Origin of the sequence: Coleofasciculus chthonoplastes PCC 7420 (assembly GCF_000155555.1) — a bacterium.
GTDB classification, from domain to species: Bacteria; Cyanobacteriota; Cyanobacteriia; order Cyanobacteriales; family Coleofasciculaceae; genus Coleofasciculus; species Coleofasciculus chthonoplastes_A.
The window spans coordinates 123,097-140,996 of sequence record NZ_DS989866.1 but is presented as its reverse complement, the minus strand read 5'-3'; the positions used below and the strand labels follow the sequence as shown (position 1 = coordinate 140,996).

At 44.8% G+C, this 17,900-nt stretch carries 14 protein-coding genes; 3 read left to right on the top strand and 11 right to left on the bottom strand.

Annotation, left to right across the window (positions count from 1 at the left end; all coding sequences use genetic code 11):
- Positions 1–1,949, top strand: a 1,949-nt coding sequence (locus MC7420_RS28145) for a CHAT domain-containing protein (RefSeq protein ID WP_006104762.1), incomplete at its 5' end; no start/stop codon positions are given.
- A 271-nt stretch (positions 1,950–2,220) separates the two neighbouring features.
- On the opposite strand, the gene MC7420_RS42965 is transcribed toward MC7420_RS28145, so the two are convergent.
- The 6 genes from MC7420_RS42965 to MC7420_RS28115 all read right to left on the bottom strand — a co-directional run bounded on the left by MC7420_RS42965 (position 2,221) and on the right by MC7420_RS28115 (position 11,497).
- Positions 2,221–3,036, bottom strand: a complete 816-nt coding sequence (locus MC7420_RS42965) for a PEP-CTERM sorting domain-containing protein (RefSeq protein WP_006104734.1) — start codon at positions 3,034–3,036, stop codon at positions 2,221–2,223.
- A 404-nt stretch (positions 3,037–3,440) separates the two neighbouring features.
- Positions 3,441–4,232, bottom strand: a complete 792-nt coding sequence (locus MC7420_RS28135; RefSeq protein WP_044210189.1) for a DUF928 domain-containing protein — start codon at positions 4,230–4,232, stop codon at positions 3,441–3,443.
- 79 nt (positions 4,233–4,311) lie between these two features.
- Positions 4,312–6,279, bottom strand: coding sequence for a sensor histidine kinase (locus MC7420_RS28130; RefSeq protein ID WP_006104719.1), 1,968 nt, complete (start codon positions 6,277–6,279; stop codon positions 4,312–4,314).
- A gap of 96 nt (positions 6,280–6,375) precedes the next feature.
- Positions 6,376–7,047: a response regulator transcription factor gene (locus MC7420_RS28125; protein ID WP_006104779.1), complete on the bottom strand. Its 672-nt coding sequence runs from the start codon at positions 7,045–7,047 to the stop codon at positions 6,376–6,378.
- A gap of 325 nt (positions 7,048–7,372) precedes the next feature.
- Positions 7,373–7,837 (bottom strand): helix-turn-helix domain-containing protein, encoded by a 465-nt coding sequence (locus MC7420_RS28120; protein WP_006104674.1) that lies wholly within the window; start codon positions 7,835–7,837, stop codon positions 7,373–7,375.
- A 393-nt stretch (positions 7,838–8,230) separates the two neighbouring features.
- Complete coding sequence (locus MC7420_RS28115; RefSeq protein ID WP_006104782.1) at positions 8,231–11,497, bottom strand: glycoside hydrolase family 15 protein; 3,267 nt, start codon at positions 11,495–11,497, stop codon at positions 8,231–8,233.
- A 190-nt stretch (positions 11,498–11,687) separates the two neighbouring features.
- Between MC7420_RS28115 and MC7420_RS28110 the strand changes: the two genes are divergently transcribed.
- Positions 11,688–11,840 (top strand): chlorophyll a/b-binding protein, encoded by a 153-nt coding sequence (locus tag MC7420_RS28110; RefSeq protein ID WP_006104728.1) that lies wholly within the window; start codon positions 11,688–11,690, stop codon positions 11,838–11,840.
- An 82-nt stretch (positions 11,841–11,922) separates the two neighbouring features.
- Here MC7420_RS28110 and rpoD read toward each other — a convergent pair whose 3' ends face one another.
- The 4 genes from rpoD to MC7420_RS28095 form a co-directional block, all read right to left on the bottom strand.
- Positions 11,923–13,065: an RNA polymerase sigma factor RpoD gene (rpoD, locus tag MC7420_RS28105; protein ID WP_006104739.1), complete on the bottom strand. Its 1,143-nt coding sequence runs from the start codon at positions 13,063–13,065 to the stop codon at positions 11,923–11,925.
- A 497-nt stretch (positions 13,066–13,562) separates the two neighbouring features.
- Positions 13,563–13,691 carry a hypothetical protein gene (locus MC7420_RS43555; protein WP_006104794.1) on the bottom strand — a complete coding sequence of 43 codons (129 nt, stop codon included), beginning with the start codon at positions 13,689–13,691 and terminating at the stop codon, positions 13,563–13,565.
- 400 nt (positions 13,692–14,091) lie between these two features.
- Complete coding sequence (locus MC7420_RS28100) at positions 14,092–14,760, bottom strand: polysaccharide deacetylase family protein (protein ID WP_044210224.1); 669 nt, start codon at positions 14,758–14,760, stop codon at positions 14,092–14,094.
- Positions 14,761–14,940: 180 nt separating this feature from the next.
- Positions 14,941–15,489 carry a hypothetical protein gene (locus tag MC7420_RS28095; RefSeq protein WP_006104776.1) on the bottom strand — a complete coding sequence of 183 codons (549 nt, stop codon included), beginning with the start codon at positions 15,487–15,489 and terminating at the stop codon, positions 14,941–14,943.
- 486 nt (positions 15,490–15,975) lie between these two features.
- Here MC7420_RS28095 and MC7420_RS28090 point away from each other — a divergent pair, with 486 nt between their 5' ends.
- Positions 15,976–16,896, top strand: coding sequence for an alpha/beta fold hydrolase (locus MC7420_RS28090; protein WP_006104673.1), 921 nt, complete (start codon positions 15,976–15,978; stop codon positions 16,894–16,896).
- A gap of 90 nt (positions 16,897–16,986) precedes the next feature.
- On the opposite strand, the gene MC7420_RS28085 is transcribed toward MC7420_RS28090, so the two are convergent.
- Positions 16,987–17,514: a DUF4330 domain-containing protein gene (locus tag MC7420_RS28085; RefSeq protein ID WP_006104725.1), complete on the bottom strand. Its 528-nt coding sequence runs from the start codon at positions 17,512–17,514 to the stop codon at positions 16,987–16,989.
- Between the last annotated feature and the right edge of the window lie 386 nt (positions 17,515–17,900).

Below are 17,900 nucleotides of genomic sequence, written 5' to 3'. Positions count from 1 at the left end.
GCTATGCTGACTCGGCTCAACAACGGGGTGCCAAGCAAAGGGCAAGTCAATTTCGGCAAAAGGCGCTAAATGATTACCAACAGGCTTTCCGTTATTTTCAGCAAAGTTTAGAATTGGCTCACCGATCACAGGATCAACCGAATCAAATGCGAGCCTTACTTAATTTAATTCAACTGGCTCAACATCCCCTAATTTCCCCCCAACTTGACGCCGCTCAAATCAATCAAGCTGTACAAGAGGCTCTCTTTTTACTGAATCAACTCCCCGATTCCCGTAATCTCGTCTATGCCGCGATCGATTTAGCCAATCTCCAACCAGCGGCTTCTACCCTAACCCCTCAAAAGTACCAATGTCCGCCACGCCAACTGCCATCCCTTGCCGAATCCCTGCTCCAGCAAGCCGTATCCATCGCCCAACGCATGGAAGACGCCCGTTCCGAGTCTTTTGCCCTGGGGGAATTAGGTCATTTCTACGAATGCCAGAACGACTATAGCCAAGCCTTACAATTTACCCAAAAAGCCCGGTTAGCCGCAGACCAAAACCGACAAGCCCAAGATAGTTTGTATCTGTGGGAATGGCAAGCAGCCCGACTATTTCAGGCACAGGGAAACCAAACTGAAGCCATCGCCGCCTACCAACGTGCGATCGCGACTTTAACTGATATTCGCCAGGAACTGCTCATGGCTGACTCAGATGTCCAATTTGACTTTCGCGATCGGATTAATCCCTTACATCGAGATTTTGCCCAATACCAGTTAGAACGAGTCGAACGTCTCCCAGTTACCGAAGCTCAACTGGAAATAGAATCTGCCCTGAAAACTATAGATGCCCTCAAACTTGCCGAACTGCAAAATTACTTTGGCAATGATTGTCTATTCACACCCATTCCTCAGGAAAGTTTAGAGCAATTGGTGGGAGACGATACCGCTATTTTCCGTTCAATTATCTTCAACAATCATACCGCGATCCTGCTCACCCTACCCAACGCCCCAACCCAACTCAAATGGATTGAGATTGATAGTCAAATCCTACGAGAAACCGCCAATGAATTTCGCCGAGGATTGGAAAGACGACGGGATCTGATTTACGACCCCAAACCTGCTCAAAACCTGTACAATTGGATAATTCGCCCCTTTATTACCGATTTAGACGCCGCTGGGATAAACACTCTAGTTTTCAGCCAAGATGGGATCTTACGCAGCATTCCCATGGCTGCCCTACATAATGGGGAAAGCTTCTTAGTGGAAACCTACGCCATTGCCACAACCCCCAGTTTAACCCTCACTGCACCTCAACACTTAACCGATGAATCCCTTCAAGTGTTAGCCCTGGGGTTAACGGCAAAAGCCACAGTAAACGGACAAACCTTTCCCGCCCTCACCCATGTTAAATCGGAACTCCAGCAACTGAAAACCTTGTTTCCCAGCAGTAAAACCCTCTTAGACAATCAATTTACCCGCGATCGCTTACAAGCCGAACTCAGCCAAACTGTTTATCCGATTCTCCATATTGCTACTCATGGACAGTTTAGTGCTGTACCCGAAGATACATTCTTGGTTACTGGTAATAATCAGAAGCTGACGCTTAAAGACTTAGAAACCACGATTCGTCATCTGAGTCAGGGTTCTAATTCGGTCGATTTACTTGCCCTCACCGCTTGTCAGACAGCCGTTGGCGATGATCGTGCCGCCTTAGGTTTAGCAGGTATCGCCGTTCAATCCGGCGTTAAAACAGCCTTAGCCTCTCTCTGGTTTATTCCCGATGCCTCAACCAAAACCCTCGTCACTGACTTTTACCAAAATTGGTCTCACTCTAGCATGAGTAAAGCTCAAGCTCTGAGCCTAGCACAACGAAAACTGATTCAAGCCCAAAACAGTCCAGAAATCAACGATCAATATGCCCACCCCGCCTACTGGGCACCCTTTATCCTCATCGGTAACTGGCAATAATCTAAGTAGGTTGTCATTGGTCATTGGTCATTGGTCATTGGTCATTTCAAGTTGAATAAGCCAGACTCTCACCGCGCAAGCTAAAATCATCCTCACGCTTGCTGAGAGAATCCTGAAGCCTTCGATAACCGCATTTAGGAGACTGCATTATCAAAATTACAGATGCCTTCTAGAGCCTTACAGGACAAATCAAAATTTTGCAGTTATTACTTAATTATCAAGGCATCTAGTCTATATTGTCTAGATGCCCGTCAGTTCAACTCTTCAACAGTTAGCTTTTCTTCTGCTTTTTAGAATGCTCTCGTTTAAGTAAGCCACCAATGCCTAGTGCTGTTGCTGAACCAAGGATAGTTAAGGGTTCAGGTACGGGTTCTGGATCTGAAATTGTAAAGTTTTCTGATTCAATTTCGGGATTTCCACCGCCCTGTCCTCCTATGTTTAGATAGCCAATTCTGATTTCTGAAGTTGTTACAGTCCCCGATTCAGGAATTAGCCCACCTGGCTCCAAACCTAAGTCTTCTAGGGTTATGTCTGCGAGGTTGCTAAAACTTTCTGATGGACGACGGTATCCACCTTTTTGATCTGTAAGTCCAAGTATTACTTCCTTTCCATATATGGATACAGATCCAGTAGAACCAGTTGGTGTTATTGTTAAATTGGTAATCGTGTTTTCGACATCATTGGCATCAGACCATGGAGTATATAGCGAACGAATTGAAGCAACAGGTTTCGGATCAAGTGTTGCTGCTACATCATGATAGTCTACCGCAAAATCAATTGTACCATCACCATTGAGATCAAGTGCTACCGAGTCATCAAATAGTCCTTTAAATGAGAAGGAAAAGGAAATCTCAGATACTTGTTCTCCTGGTGTTCCGCTAACAGTAAAATTAAATCCGTCGTAGGTAGAACCGCTGGCAAAGCCACTTGGTATTGATGACCATCTAGCATTATCAGTGAGAAGGTTGATGGAATCAATTGAGAAAGCTTGAGCTGGTGCATTACTAACAACACCAGACATAGCGGTACTAAGAAAAGTTATCCCAAAAGCAATGGATAATTTTTCACCAATCCTTAGAGTATACATGAATTTCTAGATTGCAGTTATTACTCTCATAATAAAAGTAAGGCTTATGTAATACAATGACCTTTTCTGCCAATTTGATTGCGTAAATCAACAAGGCTCTTAGCAGAATCCAGACAATCAGATTGCACAAAACTGCAATGGGTAAAAACAGCACAAAGGGACAACCTCAATAAATTAAGAGGCGAGGGCGATCGCGCCAGTTTCATAAGCCAGAAACAAGCTAGCACCACTGGTAACAGAAAGACGGCATGTTTTTTGACTAGGGGTTGGGTATTAGGTGCGTTACGCTTGGCTAAAGCACCCTACAAATATAGGTTTTGCGTAAGTCCTATTTATAAACCAATAATAATCCTCGACTCCTTGATTGATAAGGTTGGACTGGTTGTGCAGCAAGCCCTAGTTAGTTATTTTTGCCGCTCTTTCCTAGAATCTGTTGCCCGAAGAATTGACCTCGTATTTTCAATCAATTCTAACTCCGCTGTATAGATTTCTGGACGGGTTTCGTCGGGTTCCAAATTCACCAGATCTCTCAACAGAGATGCAGCCACTTCTCCTAATTGCCAGGGAGGAGCAAGCTGTAATGCCTCACCCATAGCATCGTACCAAAACCCTGCCCCAGCATAGAGTTCAACTTTCTCCGAACCGGTATTAACCTGAGCAAGTTGCTGTGCAAAAGCCAATGGCGTTTCCACCACTTGAATATCTGATCTGACAATTAAATCGCTAGAAGGGCTATCCGGATCACAAAGAATCACCACTTGCCAAAGATAGGTCTTCCCCACCGTTAATTTTAACTGCTCCCTTGCCAGGGATAACCTCATAATTCCTGGTGAACTCTGTAACTGAATTGGCTGACCCACAGGTTGAGGTTTACCCTGAGCATCATACTCATAGAGTCTAAATTCCATCGGTTTAATTATCGCGTCAGGGACAAACCAAGCCAAGGTGGGATGGGTAGACAGGGTTGCCCCCACATGAGTTTTAGGGGCAAGGGCAGTTAGGGGTATTCCGTCACCTTCGCATCCGCCCCTTGGACCCGATGACGTTGTATAATCAGTGGGTGGTTTCTGATCGGCAGGTGCCACGTATTCAGCTAAAGCTGTCGGCGTCACAAGTAGGGATAAACTTAAAATACAAATTCTTAATAATTGAAGATTAAAGGATTGGACAAAAAATGGGTAACAGGAATATTTCACGGTTTACTCCCTCAGGGCTAGATTTAACTCATCTAAACTGATATATTCTACCATTCTCTACCCGTAATGTTTTAATCGCTTAAACCCTTTTTCGCCAATATCTCAGGTCTAACTTCCTCCTTGCCAAACGCCAAGTCAGCTCACACAACGTTCCTTTCGGAGAAATAGAGTCTCGCTTAAACTCACCCGCCAACTGTTTGGCTAAACGTCTACACTGCTTAGTGCCATGACCTTCAGCGGATGAGCGCATACCAGCCCCATTATCTTGAATACTCAGACTGTACCACCCGTCTTGGATTTTACCAATAACTTTCAGGCGAGTTACCCCAGCGGCATGTTTACCCACATTGCACAATCCTTCTTCTATAAATTCACAGAGTCCTCGCTTTTGCTCAAAATTCAAGTCCTCCTCTACAATCGCCGCAAACTCTAAAACCTTAATCTTAAGGGTTTTAAATTCCGGCAAGTCTCGCTCCAGAGTATGCCGACTAACGGCATAAAAAAGTTCATTTATCGGCAATTCTAGGTCAAGGATTAAATCATTACCCAGTTGTAAGGTTTTAGTTTGATTCAACTTATCTTGACTCAGGGAGTCCCGTTTAAGATACTCACAAACGTCCCAAATTTCCTGTTTAACCTGTTGAAGTTTACCCACCAACATTTCTGAACTCAAGTCTTGGTCTTGCACCTGCTTAATCACATAAGCTAAGGTTTGCATAGGTTGATTATGAATCCGATTAAAGGTTTGCTCAATCGTGCGTTGGCGGACTTCAAGTTGAGACTTCAACGCCCGGTCATATTTATAGAAAGCAAAAGCACTAATGCCCATACCATTGAACACCAAAACTAACAAAACGGGAGCAACCGGAATCCACCAACCTAAACGAATAAACCCATAACTCATAGCAAGCAGGAGCAAGCTAGCCAAACTAACATAGCCAAGATTCTGCAACGACGATTGAGTCAGCCGCCCCACACTCAAAGCCAATACACCCCAACTGATAATCCAAAGATATTCCCATCTATCGGACCAAACATTCAACAGGGGGCGTCTATCCAGAACCGCACTAATAATTTGACTAACCGTATGGGCTTGAAATTCTACCCCATAAATCTGTCCAGAGGGCTGTAAATCAGCCAAGGCTGTCGTATTCACAATATCATTCACACCAGGGGAAGTGATACCAATTAAAACAACGCGATCGCGAATCCAACTTGCCGGAAAATTTCCCCGGTTGATATCATCCAAAGATAGGGTACGAAATCCCTCTCGACTATTGCGAAAATTCAGCAAAACCTGAACTCCACCTGCATCAGCATCAACATAACCTCCAGAATTAGGTAAAAAGCGAGGGAGTTCAGTTTCACCAAGCATCATTGCATCAGGATCACGAGTGCCATTTTCCAGGGAAATACCTGCCGCCGCTAAATACATTTGGGCTAAGCGCAATGCAAAAGAAAACCTGTATCCTGATGATGTTGGTGTTCCTAAAAGACTGCGTCTAACCTGACCATCTTTATCTTGAATAACATCAGCAAAACCCACCTGTTCAGAGGGTAATGTGGGTGGCGCAGCCATGGGTGGAAATAATACTTTGTCAATGGCAATTATAGTTTTAATATCCCTAAATGCGGTAACTAATTCATCATGACCGGGTTCAACAGGGATATCTCGAATAATATCAATCCCGATAGCTCTAGGATTGTAAGTCTGTAGTGTTCTTAATAATTTGGCTATCTCTTGATCCGGGATAGGATAAGTCCCGACTTGGCGAATATCCCCATCATTAATGCCAATAATCACAATCCGTTCATCAATGGATTCCTGCGGACGCCAACGCAGCAAAGCATCAAGAGTGATCCACTCTAAAAATTGCAGCCACCCACTTAAGCGAGCGACAATCACCAATATCAGAATTACCAGTCCTGGTAGCGATCCCCTTCGCCAGATCACAAATTCTGCTATTATTTTCTTACCCAAACCTTGCCGCAACTGTTCCTTCCTTGACTTATCCCATTTTCCTGGATTTATGTAGAGACGTTGCATGAAACGTCTCTACAATCTGGACATAACAGGGTTATGTATGCCGGATTTGGTATGACCAATGACCAATGACCAATGACCAATGACCAATGACATCCATCAATCGATAAACCCTTCCTCTCTCGCCCGTCTTTCCGTTTGAATTCGCATATTTTTACCCGGTTCCGGATAAACATTCAGAACATCTTGGATTTTAGTCCAATAGTGACGCACCGTTCGTTCAGACACCCCCATTTTTTCGGCAACGGTTTTATCTTGCAATCCGTCTTGAAAAGCCAGATCAATAACCTGTAGCCACTCAGATTTGAATTCTCCAGGTGGCAGCTTCAGGTCTTTGGTATGGGTAATTCCCTGTAGGGACAACTCAATCCGGTTTAACATATCTTGACTAAAAAGAGCTTTATCTGCTAAAGTAAAACCACCATTATGACTATCAATATCTGGTTTAATTCGCACGAGTGCCTTAATGTAACTGCTTTGCACAAAAATATTCAGAGTCGGATAGTTTTCCATCAAGGTTCGCAGCAGTTGGATGCCTGTATCAACACGGGCTACCTCCCCATCTGTTTCCGGGATGGAAAGATCTATGGCGACTAAATCAGGTTGAACCCTTGCCACTTGTTCCAGAGTCATTTTTGCCGTTGTCATCTGGAAAAGTTTTGCCTCTGGATATTGCTGTTGTAGATATTCACTGGTTTTCTCCAAAATTAATCCATGATCATCTACGATAATAATTTTCAGCGGTGTTGGCTCTGATGAATCTTTACTCATATTGTCGTTTGTCCGGCAATCCCTAACAGAGGAGCGATAGCTAGGTTAGGGTTGTTGAACGTAGTTTCCTATAACTCTCATAAAAAATAAGTAAGTTGGTGGAAATCAACTCAACCCTATCAAGTTATATTAACACCCCTAAAACTATTACAAATGACGAATGACGATCTCTACCATTAACTTTAAGCTGAAATTCCCCCCATCCTGATTGAGAATAGAAACATAAACCCTTGCTGCGTAAGCGTTTTAGCCGATTAATTGCCGGGAATCGTACCAATCATCAGCTAAAGACGCGATCGCATCTATTAACGGTTAACAGATTAATTTATGCCGTCTTCAACGGTGCAACCACCCTAACCATCGTTTTTGGTTGAAGTGAAATTCCCAAAACTCCACTAATTTCTAATAATTGTGTCAGCGTTGCTGATTCATACTCTCTATCTTCATATCGCTGAAGCAGACTCTCTTCAATTCCCAGCCGTTGAGCAAGTTCTTTTTGGCTAATTTTAGCCGCAATACGGGCTTGAATCAAAATGCGGGGAAGCTGAGCAAGAGAACCGATTTCAAAAATGATTGGTTCGCTCTCATTGCGATTAATTAGAGCTTCATACTCCTGCATCTGGGCGGTAAAGTCATCGATCAGACTTTGGACTCCATCGACATTAAGTTGCCACATAATAGGATTAGTGTTCTTCAATTCATTATCCGGGGCATTTAACAGTGCTAACGCCCGTTCAAATCCCTGAATACGCTCTTGAGTTACTTGATACTCTAAATCATTTAAAATCATGGTTCCCACTCCTCCACAACCCTTGATCGGGGCGGGTTTAGTCGCATTTGGGTAAGGTAAAAAACGATAATCGTAAAACCCGCCCCTACAGTCTATCCAACCCTATTGAGAGCATCCCGTTTTGGACAAAGCATTACCTAAAGTAACGCAATTGCAATGGTTTCAGCCCCATTCAAAAAGCCAACGTGCCAAATTGGGATGCTCCCACCCTATTGGACTGACACAGCTAAAATTGTAGGATAGATTTTACAATTTGATGGGCGCACGCTATGCGCCCCTACAGTTTCTGGATGTAATTCTAATTCACCAATTAAGGTGTGCCACGTCAGTATTCTCCCTTCCCTATTGCCTGATCAATGACAAATGACCAATGACATAAGACCAATGACCAAATCAAGCAACATTGGCAGGTTCGACTTGTGCCAAAAATTGGAACGCCTTAGCAACATAAGCCGCACATTGTTTAGGTGACGTATCATAAAAAGCACGCCAAGCGGCTGCCTTATATTCGTCATACTTATCGGCTCGTTCGGGATATCGCTCCAACCAGCCTAAACGCACCGCATGACCAATTAACACATCCAGGACAATGTATTCTTCAATTTCCAATTCTGGATTACGTTCCAATATCGCGGCTAATTCCACAAGTGCCTCAATATTCACTTGTCGATAGGTTGGCACTTGAATTTTATTGAGTAAATGCTCAACCCGCAGAGCAAAATTCTTTTCTCCAGGTGTCATTTCCGAGAGCAAAGGTTGACTATCCAGTCGATTGCGACGCTCTAATTTATCACCAATAACCAAACCCTTACAATGTTTCATCACTTGCCAGACTTTCGGGTAAAAGTCTTTCGGAACCCGACCTGCACTACCATCCATTTGCCGTTTTCTCAGCCAATTTCCCGCCATGGTAATGTCTTCGTCGATATAGATTCGCTCCTCTGGCAATATCACCCAATTAATCGCATATTGCGGTTGTTTAACATGCAGCGATTCTTGTTGGCGTAATTTTTGGTTAACCCCTTCATACCCCGCCAAACAGGAACGCAATCGCATTTTAATGTCAAAGGGACTCAAGCGCATCAATGCTTCATAAGCTTCATCTTGAGTCACGCCTAATTCAGCCGCTAATTCACTCGTCAACAGTAGAATTAAATACCCAACCCGCAGTGTGAGTAAGCCATCAACCAGATGCGGTTCGGATTTAATCAGAATACTCAAGTAAATCAGGATTTCCTGAGTTAAAACGCGATCGCGAATATCTTCTCGGCAAAATTCGTCGATCTTTGCCCGGAGTTCCAGATGAGACATTGGATTTTTAATCAGAGAAGCCTCACTGTAAGCTTTGCCAACAGTAATCTGTTTCCCGCGCACCAAAATATCCGTTACCGCATCCGACAAACTAATTTCGACTTTATTCAGTAACCCCGCCGCTTGACGAATCACACCCCAGTAAGGCGATGCGCCTTCCGTACTAGCTCTGAAATAAGCTTCATTTAGCAAATCCGCCACCGTCACCACTCGGTTAGGTTGACCAAACCCTGTATCAAACTCCAGTCCCCGCAAGTTTTTCAGAGTGCGTAATAATTCAATTTGCTCATAAAGATTTTCTGAATTCCGCAAACTATCGAGCAAGGGTTGGAGATTCGTTTCGCATTCCAGTAAGAATTCCTGCGTATGACTTAACGGACCATTGTTTAGCGGATGATTCCTCAGGTAATACTCAGGCGGTGCCGCATCTTGAACCGCAGAGTCGCTAAACTCAAATCCTTGCAGCGTATCAATGCGTTCAACACCTGCTGTGAGCATTAACTGATTTAAACGCCCTAACTTGACCCGCACCCCATTACAGAATCCCTCTTGCAATTCTTGGATTAATTCCAGTAAAGCGGAACCCTGAAGTTGCTCTTGTCCCGGATGACTAATTTCTTCTGCCGTCTGCACCATCTGATGCGTTAACAGCAACGTCACCGTTGGACGTCCCAACTCACCCCAATGGCGTTGAATATACGTCAGTTCACTTTTAATTTGAGCCACTAGGAAATGATAATCCAAGGTCAAATAAAACTGTTGCTGGTCTAAAAACGCTGGCAAAAATACAATCGTTTCTTTCCCGAAGCGAAAAATACGGGATGTGGTCAAACTCCGCAGCCGTCGAATCGGGCGTCCAGTTAATCCCAAGGAATCACACCGTCCAATTTCGGCATACAATCGGGATAGATCCGTTGCCTGACGTACTTGCACGGGATCGACTTGTTTGGGGGTCTGGGTGGCAATCCCATAAGCAGCCAGTTGCGCCTGTAATGCTTCATCCTCTGCCAATAGCGCAATTTGTACCACCGGATCTTGGTGACGCCCTACGCAAAAATGACGCCCTAAGGGGTCAACATCTCCCCGCGTAATTAATTCCTCCTGAAGCATTTGGGCAAACAGATACAAACTCTGCGCCCAGACAAGCGGCAAATTTTCATTCGGTTTGCGATTTTGGGAACGGGGAGACGTGCGTTCGGCTTCAATTTTGTCTTCGGGAACGTAATACACTTCCGGTAATAAGCGCATCCCATCTCGCTCAACCAGCAATGTATCCAAACGCCCCAGATAATTCCGCGCCCGTTCAACGTCTCCCCGAAACCAACCATCCAGGGCTAAGTAGGTAAAAAATAGGGGCCACTCGCATTCAATATGTTCAAATTGTTGCAGTTCCCAGGGTTCATAATGCAAGCGGGTGGTATCTTCTAGGACGGTTTGATGTCCATCGCGCAGGAACCGCTTACACCCGTAGAGTCCTTGTAATTTCTCGACGATTTTCTGACGAGTTCTATCCAGCAGTTCCACGTCTTCGATGGCAAATGCTGGGAACCCGATTACACTTAACAATGCCGCATCAGTTTCTTTTGAACTCGATTCCCGTGGTAATAGGGATTCTAACGTAATCCGCGATCGCGCAATTTCATCAGGGAGAACGTGAATCACGGAAGCTTGAGACCCCCGCACCCCAAATAAATCTAGCCCGTTAATCGCCTCTAATGCGGCTTTTGCCATGCCTACGGAACTGGCGTTGAGTTCCGGATTGCCGTGATTAACTTTATTTCCTCGTTCCCAAATCCCGTAATCTGGTGTCCTATAGGTACGACCAATGTAATACACCAGATTCTGAATGAAATGCACTTCAGCAATGGTGTAAACAATGTGTAACCCTGATGCGGTCATCTGAGCCAGCATCAACAGGAATAGGGAGGTCGCATCGAGCTGCAAATGACCCCACTCATCATCCCCTACGACTACATCACCAGTGCTGGTATTATACTTGGCGTGCAGTGCGTCTAGCAGAGATTGGTTGTCTTTGAACCGTTCCACTTTGGCGGCTTGCCGCATCATACAAAACAGCAGTCCCCGCATCAGTTTGACCACACTTTGTTCGAGTTCAAAGGTGCGCCCACTATCAGCGTCAAGTTTGCGGTACGCTAAGGCTAATCCCCAAACTGCCAAAATGCTGTACACGTTATCCCTAACCCAGGCATCGGTGTAGTCACCATGGGCATTCACGGCTGTACTGGCGGGTAATAATCCGGTAATTGGATTTTGGCGATCGAGAATAATCCGAATCTGCTGGTAATAATCGTTGAGTCGAGCGGGCAGTTGAGTGGCGGTGATAGACATCCCTTAATCAAACTTGATATAAAATTTATTTTCTGGGGTCGTTAGTGAGAGTTCATGAGTTAATTTTTCTTAGCATTCCGGAGATAATATTCATCCATCTTTACCGTCACCTTGACCCACTTCTTGTCGTTTTGCCAACAATTCGTTACATTAATTTACATAATGTAACCAAAACAACGAAGTTGAAGTTATGGATGAGCAACAGCAAAAAGAAGCGAAATTTGGGTTCACGGCGAACGCTGAGAATTGGAATGGTCGTTTAGCGATGATTGGTTTTGTTGCCGCGTTGATTACGGAATATGTTTCTGGTCAAGGCGTGTTACATTTCTGGGGGCTGATGTAATACACTGCATCATACAGTTTTAAGCAATGGGTAAAGAATAGCTGGGTGTTCATTCCCTGAACCCCAGCTTTCTTGTGTATTCCTAGCGGATATACTCCTTGAGAATACTGTTGCGATTAGGATGGCGCAGTTTACGCAGGGCTTTTGCCTCGATTTGGCGAATGCGTTCGCGGGTCACGTTGAAAATTTGACCGATTTCTTCTAGGGTTTTCATCCGTCCATCATCTAACCCATAGCGCAATCGGAGAACGTCTCGTTCGCGGGGGCTTAAGGTATCCAGGACACTTTCTAAGTCTTCCCGCAGCAGATTTTTGGAGACTTGGTCTTCTGGGGTTTCACCATCGGCTTCGATGAAGTCACCCAGGCGAGAGTCTTCTTCTTTACCAATTGGTGTTTCTAGGGAGATGGGAAGTTGGGCTGATTTGGCAATAAATCGCAGCTTCTCGATGGTCATTTCCATGCGATCGGCAATTTCTTCTTCGGTGGGTTTGCGACCCAATTCTTGAGAGAGGATTTTGGTGGTCTTTTTGATCCGGGAGATGGTTTCGTAGAGGTGAACGGGGAGGCGAATGGTACGGGATTGATCCGCGATCGCACGAGTGATGGCTTGTCGAATCCACCATGTCGCGTAGGTGGAGAATTTGTATCCTTTCTCGTGGTCGAACTTTTCCGCCGCCCGAATCAGTCCTAAAGATCCTTCTTGAATCAGGTCTTGAAACGACAGACCCCGATTCATGTATTTCTTGGCAATGGACACAACCAGACGCAGGTTAGACTGCACCATTTTCTCTTTTGCCCGCCGACCCAGGAAAAGGCGTTGGCGAAAGGCGGGAAGTTCCATTTCTACCTCCTTTGCCCATTCTCCTTCCTTCGGTTCTCGCTCGAGCTGATCATACAAGCGATCGCGAATCCGTTCTAATTCCAATAAGTCCGCAATTTTACGCGCCAGTTCAATTTCTTCATCAGCCCGTAATAGCCGAATTCGACCAATTTCTTGTAAGTAGAGGCGAATGGAATCTTCGGTATAGTGCTTCTTTTTCGCTTGTGTGCGACGGCGGGTAGAACGCACCTTACCAGGCTTACTATCTTCCTCCCCCGGTTCGGGTTGAACGGCTTCCGAGTTCCCATCTGCCATATCATCTTGAGTGGCGTCATCCTCCAGCAAGAATTCAAACTCGCTTTGAGGCTGAGAAATTGTTGCAAGTACGTCGTGTGCCTGGGTCATGCCTTTTTCCTCATGCTCCTTCAGTTAAAGACCAGTAGATGTCTAATAATCTACTTAAAAGTTGTAAAAGTTGAGCCAGCGATTTCATCTTACCTTTTGCATTCTAATCGGTTATTGAATTGTTGAGCCTGAGAAACTCAGATGAAATTTATTCCTCTTAACTCAATAGGGATATGAATGCCGGGTAAAGTAATTTTCCATCCTGGCGGCTGTTGAGACTTTTTGATTCTAGCTTTAATTCAAAAAACTTGTTCGCGCTTTTGGGCACCTTAGATTGGCTGATAATCTTCAGCGGTTAAGAGCTTTTGCGCGAAATCGAAATGAATATTTGCCTAAAGAATGAAACCATTATAGATTGTCTTTCCTCGATTTGCATGGCTAGATGAATTGAGGGACTAAAGTTTAACTTGATGGAAGTACGCGAATAGAGTCGTAAGCTTTACTGTTACGCTGGGGAAAGCCATCGAAACTGAATCCGTCTGCTTGATGTCTCCCGGTTATGTCAATCCTTCTTTAATGTACTCTGGGACTCGACTGGTTCGTCCCGGACAAATCGCTGAAATGTGATCAGCCATTTTAATGAAGTTAGCTGACACTTCAACAGCCTTAGTTTCTCTAGAGTTCATGAAACACCCTATTTTAGTACAAACGTTCTGTTCTGTATTGAGAGAATTCTTCTTCTTTGACTACGTTAGCGAAGTTCAGCGTACATGCAACAAATTTTTTGAGGGTAGAGGTAATGCATAAGTCACGAAGGCTCGATGGTGTGTAAAACATTTGTTTTAGCACACAATAGGAGTAGTTGTGTTTAAAATCTGAATAAAATTCGCCGAGATGGTTACAATACGTAACGCTTGTGTCATCTTGTGTAAACTGACCGTCGGAGATGGAGATCGGGCAGAGGGGAGACAGTAGAGGGGAGATCTAACTCATTTAACTCTATATATAGTTGAAATAATGCCAGTTTTTGGCTGATGCCACTCTACAGATAGCGCTAACGAGAACTGAGTTCGCAGTCAGAAGGCATTATTTGAGTTGCCAGAGTTGGTCAATGGTCACAAAGTTAAATCCTTGATTCAGTAGGATTGGGATTAACACGGCTGTCGTTTGGGTAACATCTTCTCCTCCACAGTAACCATCATGCAAGACCAGGAGTGATCCATTCTGTACTTGCTGTAGGACTCGCCGGACAACGACTGAAGTCCCAGGACGTACCCAGTCTTCTGGTACAACACTCCACATCACAGGTCGGTAATGCCATTGGTGTAATAATCTGAGAGTTTGGGGAGTAAACAGACCATTCGGGGGGCGAACATCCCGCAGGCGATCGGAGTTCAGTCCACAAGCTTGGGTAATTGTGGCTTGGGTTTTTTCTAAACTTTGCTTGAGCGTATCTGGTGTCAGCAAGGGGAAAGAGTGGTGATGATAGCCGTGCAATCCAATCCAATGACCTTGGGCGTAGACCTCACGGGCAACGTTTGGTGCCGATTTGACACAAGTACCTAACCAGAAAAAGCTGGCTTTTACATCGTAGCGCTCTAGGACTTGCAGAAGATGGGGGGTGTACTGAGGGTGAGGACCATCATCAAACGTGAGCGCAATGGTTCGCGACTGGGGTGAACCTGACCAAAGACAATCAGGAAAGACAGTCTGCAGAATTGGGTACAGCAGGGGATAGAGGGGGGCAAACTGCATAGGGTAGGAGGGGGAGCAGGGGGAGATGGGAATACAGCCGATTCTGTAGGGGCGGGTTTTACCCATAACGTTTTGGCACAAACCGATAACTGAACTAAACCCGCCCTTGTCCGGATTCAGGGGACGCAAAAATTAAGGTCAAAACTCAACACTCAACACTCAACACTCAACACTCAACACTCAACACTCAAAACTTAAGTCATCAAGGGTCAGTTGACCGTCAAAGGCATAGAATGTAATGCGAGAGATATTCGGCGCATTAATCTGTAGCTGGGTATTGGGAGGTGTAGATGAATCTGATCCAGCTAAATTGGGTTGAGTCGTCACTTGATCAATAAGCATACCCTGGGAGTCGTAAGCCGACATGATCGTTCGCTGGGAACTGGTGACGTAGCAGCAGAACCGAGCAATCGGCTGCAAAAATGTTGCTTCTAGCCAACCGCTTTTAGGTGCCGCCATGAGTACGATTGTACCAGAGCGGGGAGGATAGGCAGGGTTTGATGGCTGTAGAGCGATCGCGTTTTTAAATGTCACTCCAAACGGGTGAAATTGATGCTCTACCACTTCAAAACAGGTTAAAGCTTCCAAATTAAGGCAGACACTCTTCGGTCTTATCACGAGTAAACTCGACTCATATTCAGCTATATCCCAGTCAGGAGAAGCGATCGCCGCTTGCGACTTGATGAAGTTATCATCTATAATTTCCTGTAACTGTAAATTGCATTGCATTGTTATAACAGATTTTAAACAACAAATAAATAAATTGATGAGATCGAACAACGGAAAGCTTATAACTCTATAAGCCTAGAAAAAATGTCAAGTTTTCGGTTTCAAGCACCGCTCAAATCTCCTGCTCTCACAATCACCAGATATCTCCGCTCTGCTGGCAAATCACGTCTACAGGCTGGTTATGTTCAAATTGAAACTCAGCCGCAATGATGCTCCCTGGAACCGTCTCACTCAAAACTACAAGTGTTTTTTAGGTGATTACTGATATGAGTTTGTACCCTTTTGTGTGTAAACGTCCACTCACATAAAATCCTCCGATGAAATAATATTGAGAAAAGTTCCCTCAGTTCAAAACTTATGATTTTAACGCCTTTCTCAAAGATTGACTCACGTTGACCTAGGATTCCGGGTTAAGGGAATCAACTTAAAGTCAGAGGCTCTCGACCCTAGAATCAGGGATGATAGCAATAGCGATAAAATTGAGATATGATTGAACCCAACGGTTTTAAACAGCACTCCTTAGTGACCTCACTGGGACGCATGACATACTACACGGCTGACGACATGCCGTGGCAAACCCCAGAAACCCCTGAGCCAGAAGAACGACCAACATTAGTGTTTTTGCATGGCTTTGGAGGCGGGTCATCAGCGTATGAGTGGTCAAAGGTCTATCCGGCATTTGCTAGTGAGTATCGAGTTTTAGCCCCTGACCTCATCGGTTGGGGTCGTTCAGAGCATCCTGAACGCAATTATCAGATTGATGACTACATCACCACGATTAATGAATTCCTAGAGCAAACCTGTCCTCAAGGAACACCAGTGATTGCTTCGTCTCTAACCGCCGCTTTGACAATCCGAGCCGCGATCGCACGTCCTGAACTGTATAAGTCTTTGATTCTCACCACTCCATCAGGACTCTCTGATTTCGGGGAAGACTACACACGTAGCTTTTTTGCTCAGTTAATCAGCACACCGATTCTGGATCGCATCCTCTACAGCACTGGTGTCGCCACTGAAGGCGGTATCCGCAGTTTCTTGGAAAGTCGGCAATTTGCTCGTTCCAGCCGAATTTACTCAGAAATCGTGGAGGCTTATTTAGCCTCAGCTCAACAACCCAATGCTGAATATGCAGCGCTGTCGTTTGTGCGGGGAGACTTGTGCTTTGACTTATCCCTGTACATTACTCAACTGACCACTCCCACAGCAATTATCTGGGGACAAAAATCGGAATTTACCAGCCCAGAAATCGGCAAGCGACTGGCGGCTCTCAATCCGAAAGCCGTTCAAGTCTTTCAAACCCTTGAAGATGTTGGATTGACTCCTCAGCTCGAATTACCAGCCGTCACAATTGGTTTAATCCAAAAGTATTTGAAAATGCTAAAGTCTGAGGACAGAATTGCAGATTAGTCCTTTGTCATTAGTCTTTTGTCATTATCTCCCCCAGCTCCCAGACGTAGCATGCTACGTCTCTACATGCTCCCTATTCCCTGTTCCCTTTCATTCAACCCTGACATCAATCACGCTAGCGTTGAAATTGTAATCCTTACCCTCTAATTCCACAGGCGTTCCAATTTTAAGCTTGCTATTTCCCAGAACCGGACCATCATTGGTAATAGTGGCTTGACCACCGAGGGTCATTAGTATATCAGTGCTAAAGGTGTCAGGTCTGGGATCGGGTAGTGCTTTAGCCGAGCCATCGGGTTGAGGTACAATAACCAGTCTTGGCAATTCTTTTACGGATATGATGTCTACCTGACCAGAGGGTTGATTGCGAATAACGATATTTGTTTTCTTTTCTTCTCTAAATTGAGACATCAAATCCTCTGGCTTACGCACGCTCAACCCTCGAACAATCAAATCAACTTCAACAGATTTTTCGGCGCTGCTTCCAGGTATCTGAGCGACGGAACCTGTACCTGGAATGAAAAAGATTCCCACAATCACTAATAAAATGACCAAGACAGCCCCTAGATCAAGAAGGCTGATTTTACCAAAAAGACGACCTTTAGAATCCAAAATAGTCATAAATCCTCACGATTAGTATTTTTTAACTCTCGTTTTAACATCAACAGAAGACTCAGTTATGCTGTCCTGAGTTAAATTACTACGGCAGCAACAATAGATCAGTATAACCTGTGGAAAGCTTAGGAGTTTAAAACCGCTACCGCGCATTCCTCTCCGGTCTCGCATACACGGAGTTTCCTGCGACGGAGGCATTATTATGAAGATTCTTATGCTAAGCACAACGGCAGTCTCCAAAGGCTACTGAGCGTTACTGGCGTCTTCAGGGTGTGGGAGGTAAGCGATCGCGTCGTTCGTAGTAGGCACTGCGAGTGCCATAAACCTGACGGGGTGACACGCTACTTGGAAAGTAGATAGTCTACACGGTATAAGGTAGTAATAATAAGGCT

Excerpts from the sequence above, each read along its gene's own strand:
- MC7420_RS28100 (WP_044210224.1), bottom strand. The coding sequence starts at position 14,760 with ATGCAGTTTGCCCCCCTCTATCCCCTGCTGTACCCAATTCTGCAGACT.
- rpoD (WP_006104739.1), bottom strand. The coding sequence starts at position 13,065 with ATGACCCAGGCACACGACGTACTTGCAACAATTTCTCAGCCTCAAAGC.
- MC7420_RS28130 (WP_006104719.1), bottom strand. The coding sequence starts at position 6,279 with ATGCAACGTCTCTACATAAATCCAGGAAAATGGGATAAGTCAAGGAAG.
- MC7420_RS28115 (WP_006104782.1), bottom strand. The coding sequence starts at position 11,497 with ATGTCTATCACCGCCACTCAACTGCCCGCTCGACTCAACGATTATTAC.
- MC7420_RS28120 (WP_006104674.1), bottom strand. The coding sequence starts at position 7,837 with ATGATTTTAAATGATTTAGAGTATCAAGTAACTCAAGAGCGTATTCAG.
- MC7420_RS28110 (WP_006104728.1), top strand. The coding sequence starts at position 11,688 with ATGGATGAGCAACAGCAAAAAGAAGCGAAATTTGGGTTCACGGCGAAC.
- MC7420_RS28095 (WP_006104776.1), bottom strand. The coding sequence starts at position 15,489 with ATGCAATGCAATTTACAGTTACAGGAAATTATAGATGATAACTTCATC.
- MC7420_RS28090 (WP_006104673.1), top strand. The coding sequence starts at position 15,976 with ATGATTGAACCCAACGGTTTTAAACAGCACTCCTTAGTGACCTCACTG.
- MC7420_RS28125 (WP_006104779.1), bottom strand. The coding sequence starts at position 7,047 with ATGAGTAAAGATTCATCAGAGCCAACACCGCTGAAAATTATTATCGTA.
- MC7420_RS43555 (WP_006104794.1), bottom strand. The coding sequence starts at position 13,691 with ATGAACTCTAGAGAAACTAAGGCTGTTGAAGTGTCAGCTAACTTCATT.
- MC7420_RS28085 (WP_006104725.1), bottom strand. The coding sequence starts at position 17,514 with ATGACTATTTTGGATTCTAAAGGTCGTCTTTTTGGTAAAATCAGCCTT.
- MC7420_RS42965 (WP_006104734.1), bottom strand. The coding sequence starts at position 3,036 with ATGTATACTCTAAGGATTGGTGAAAAATTATCCATTGCTTTTGGGATA.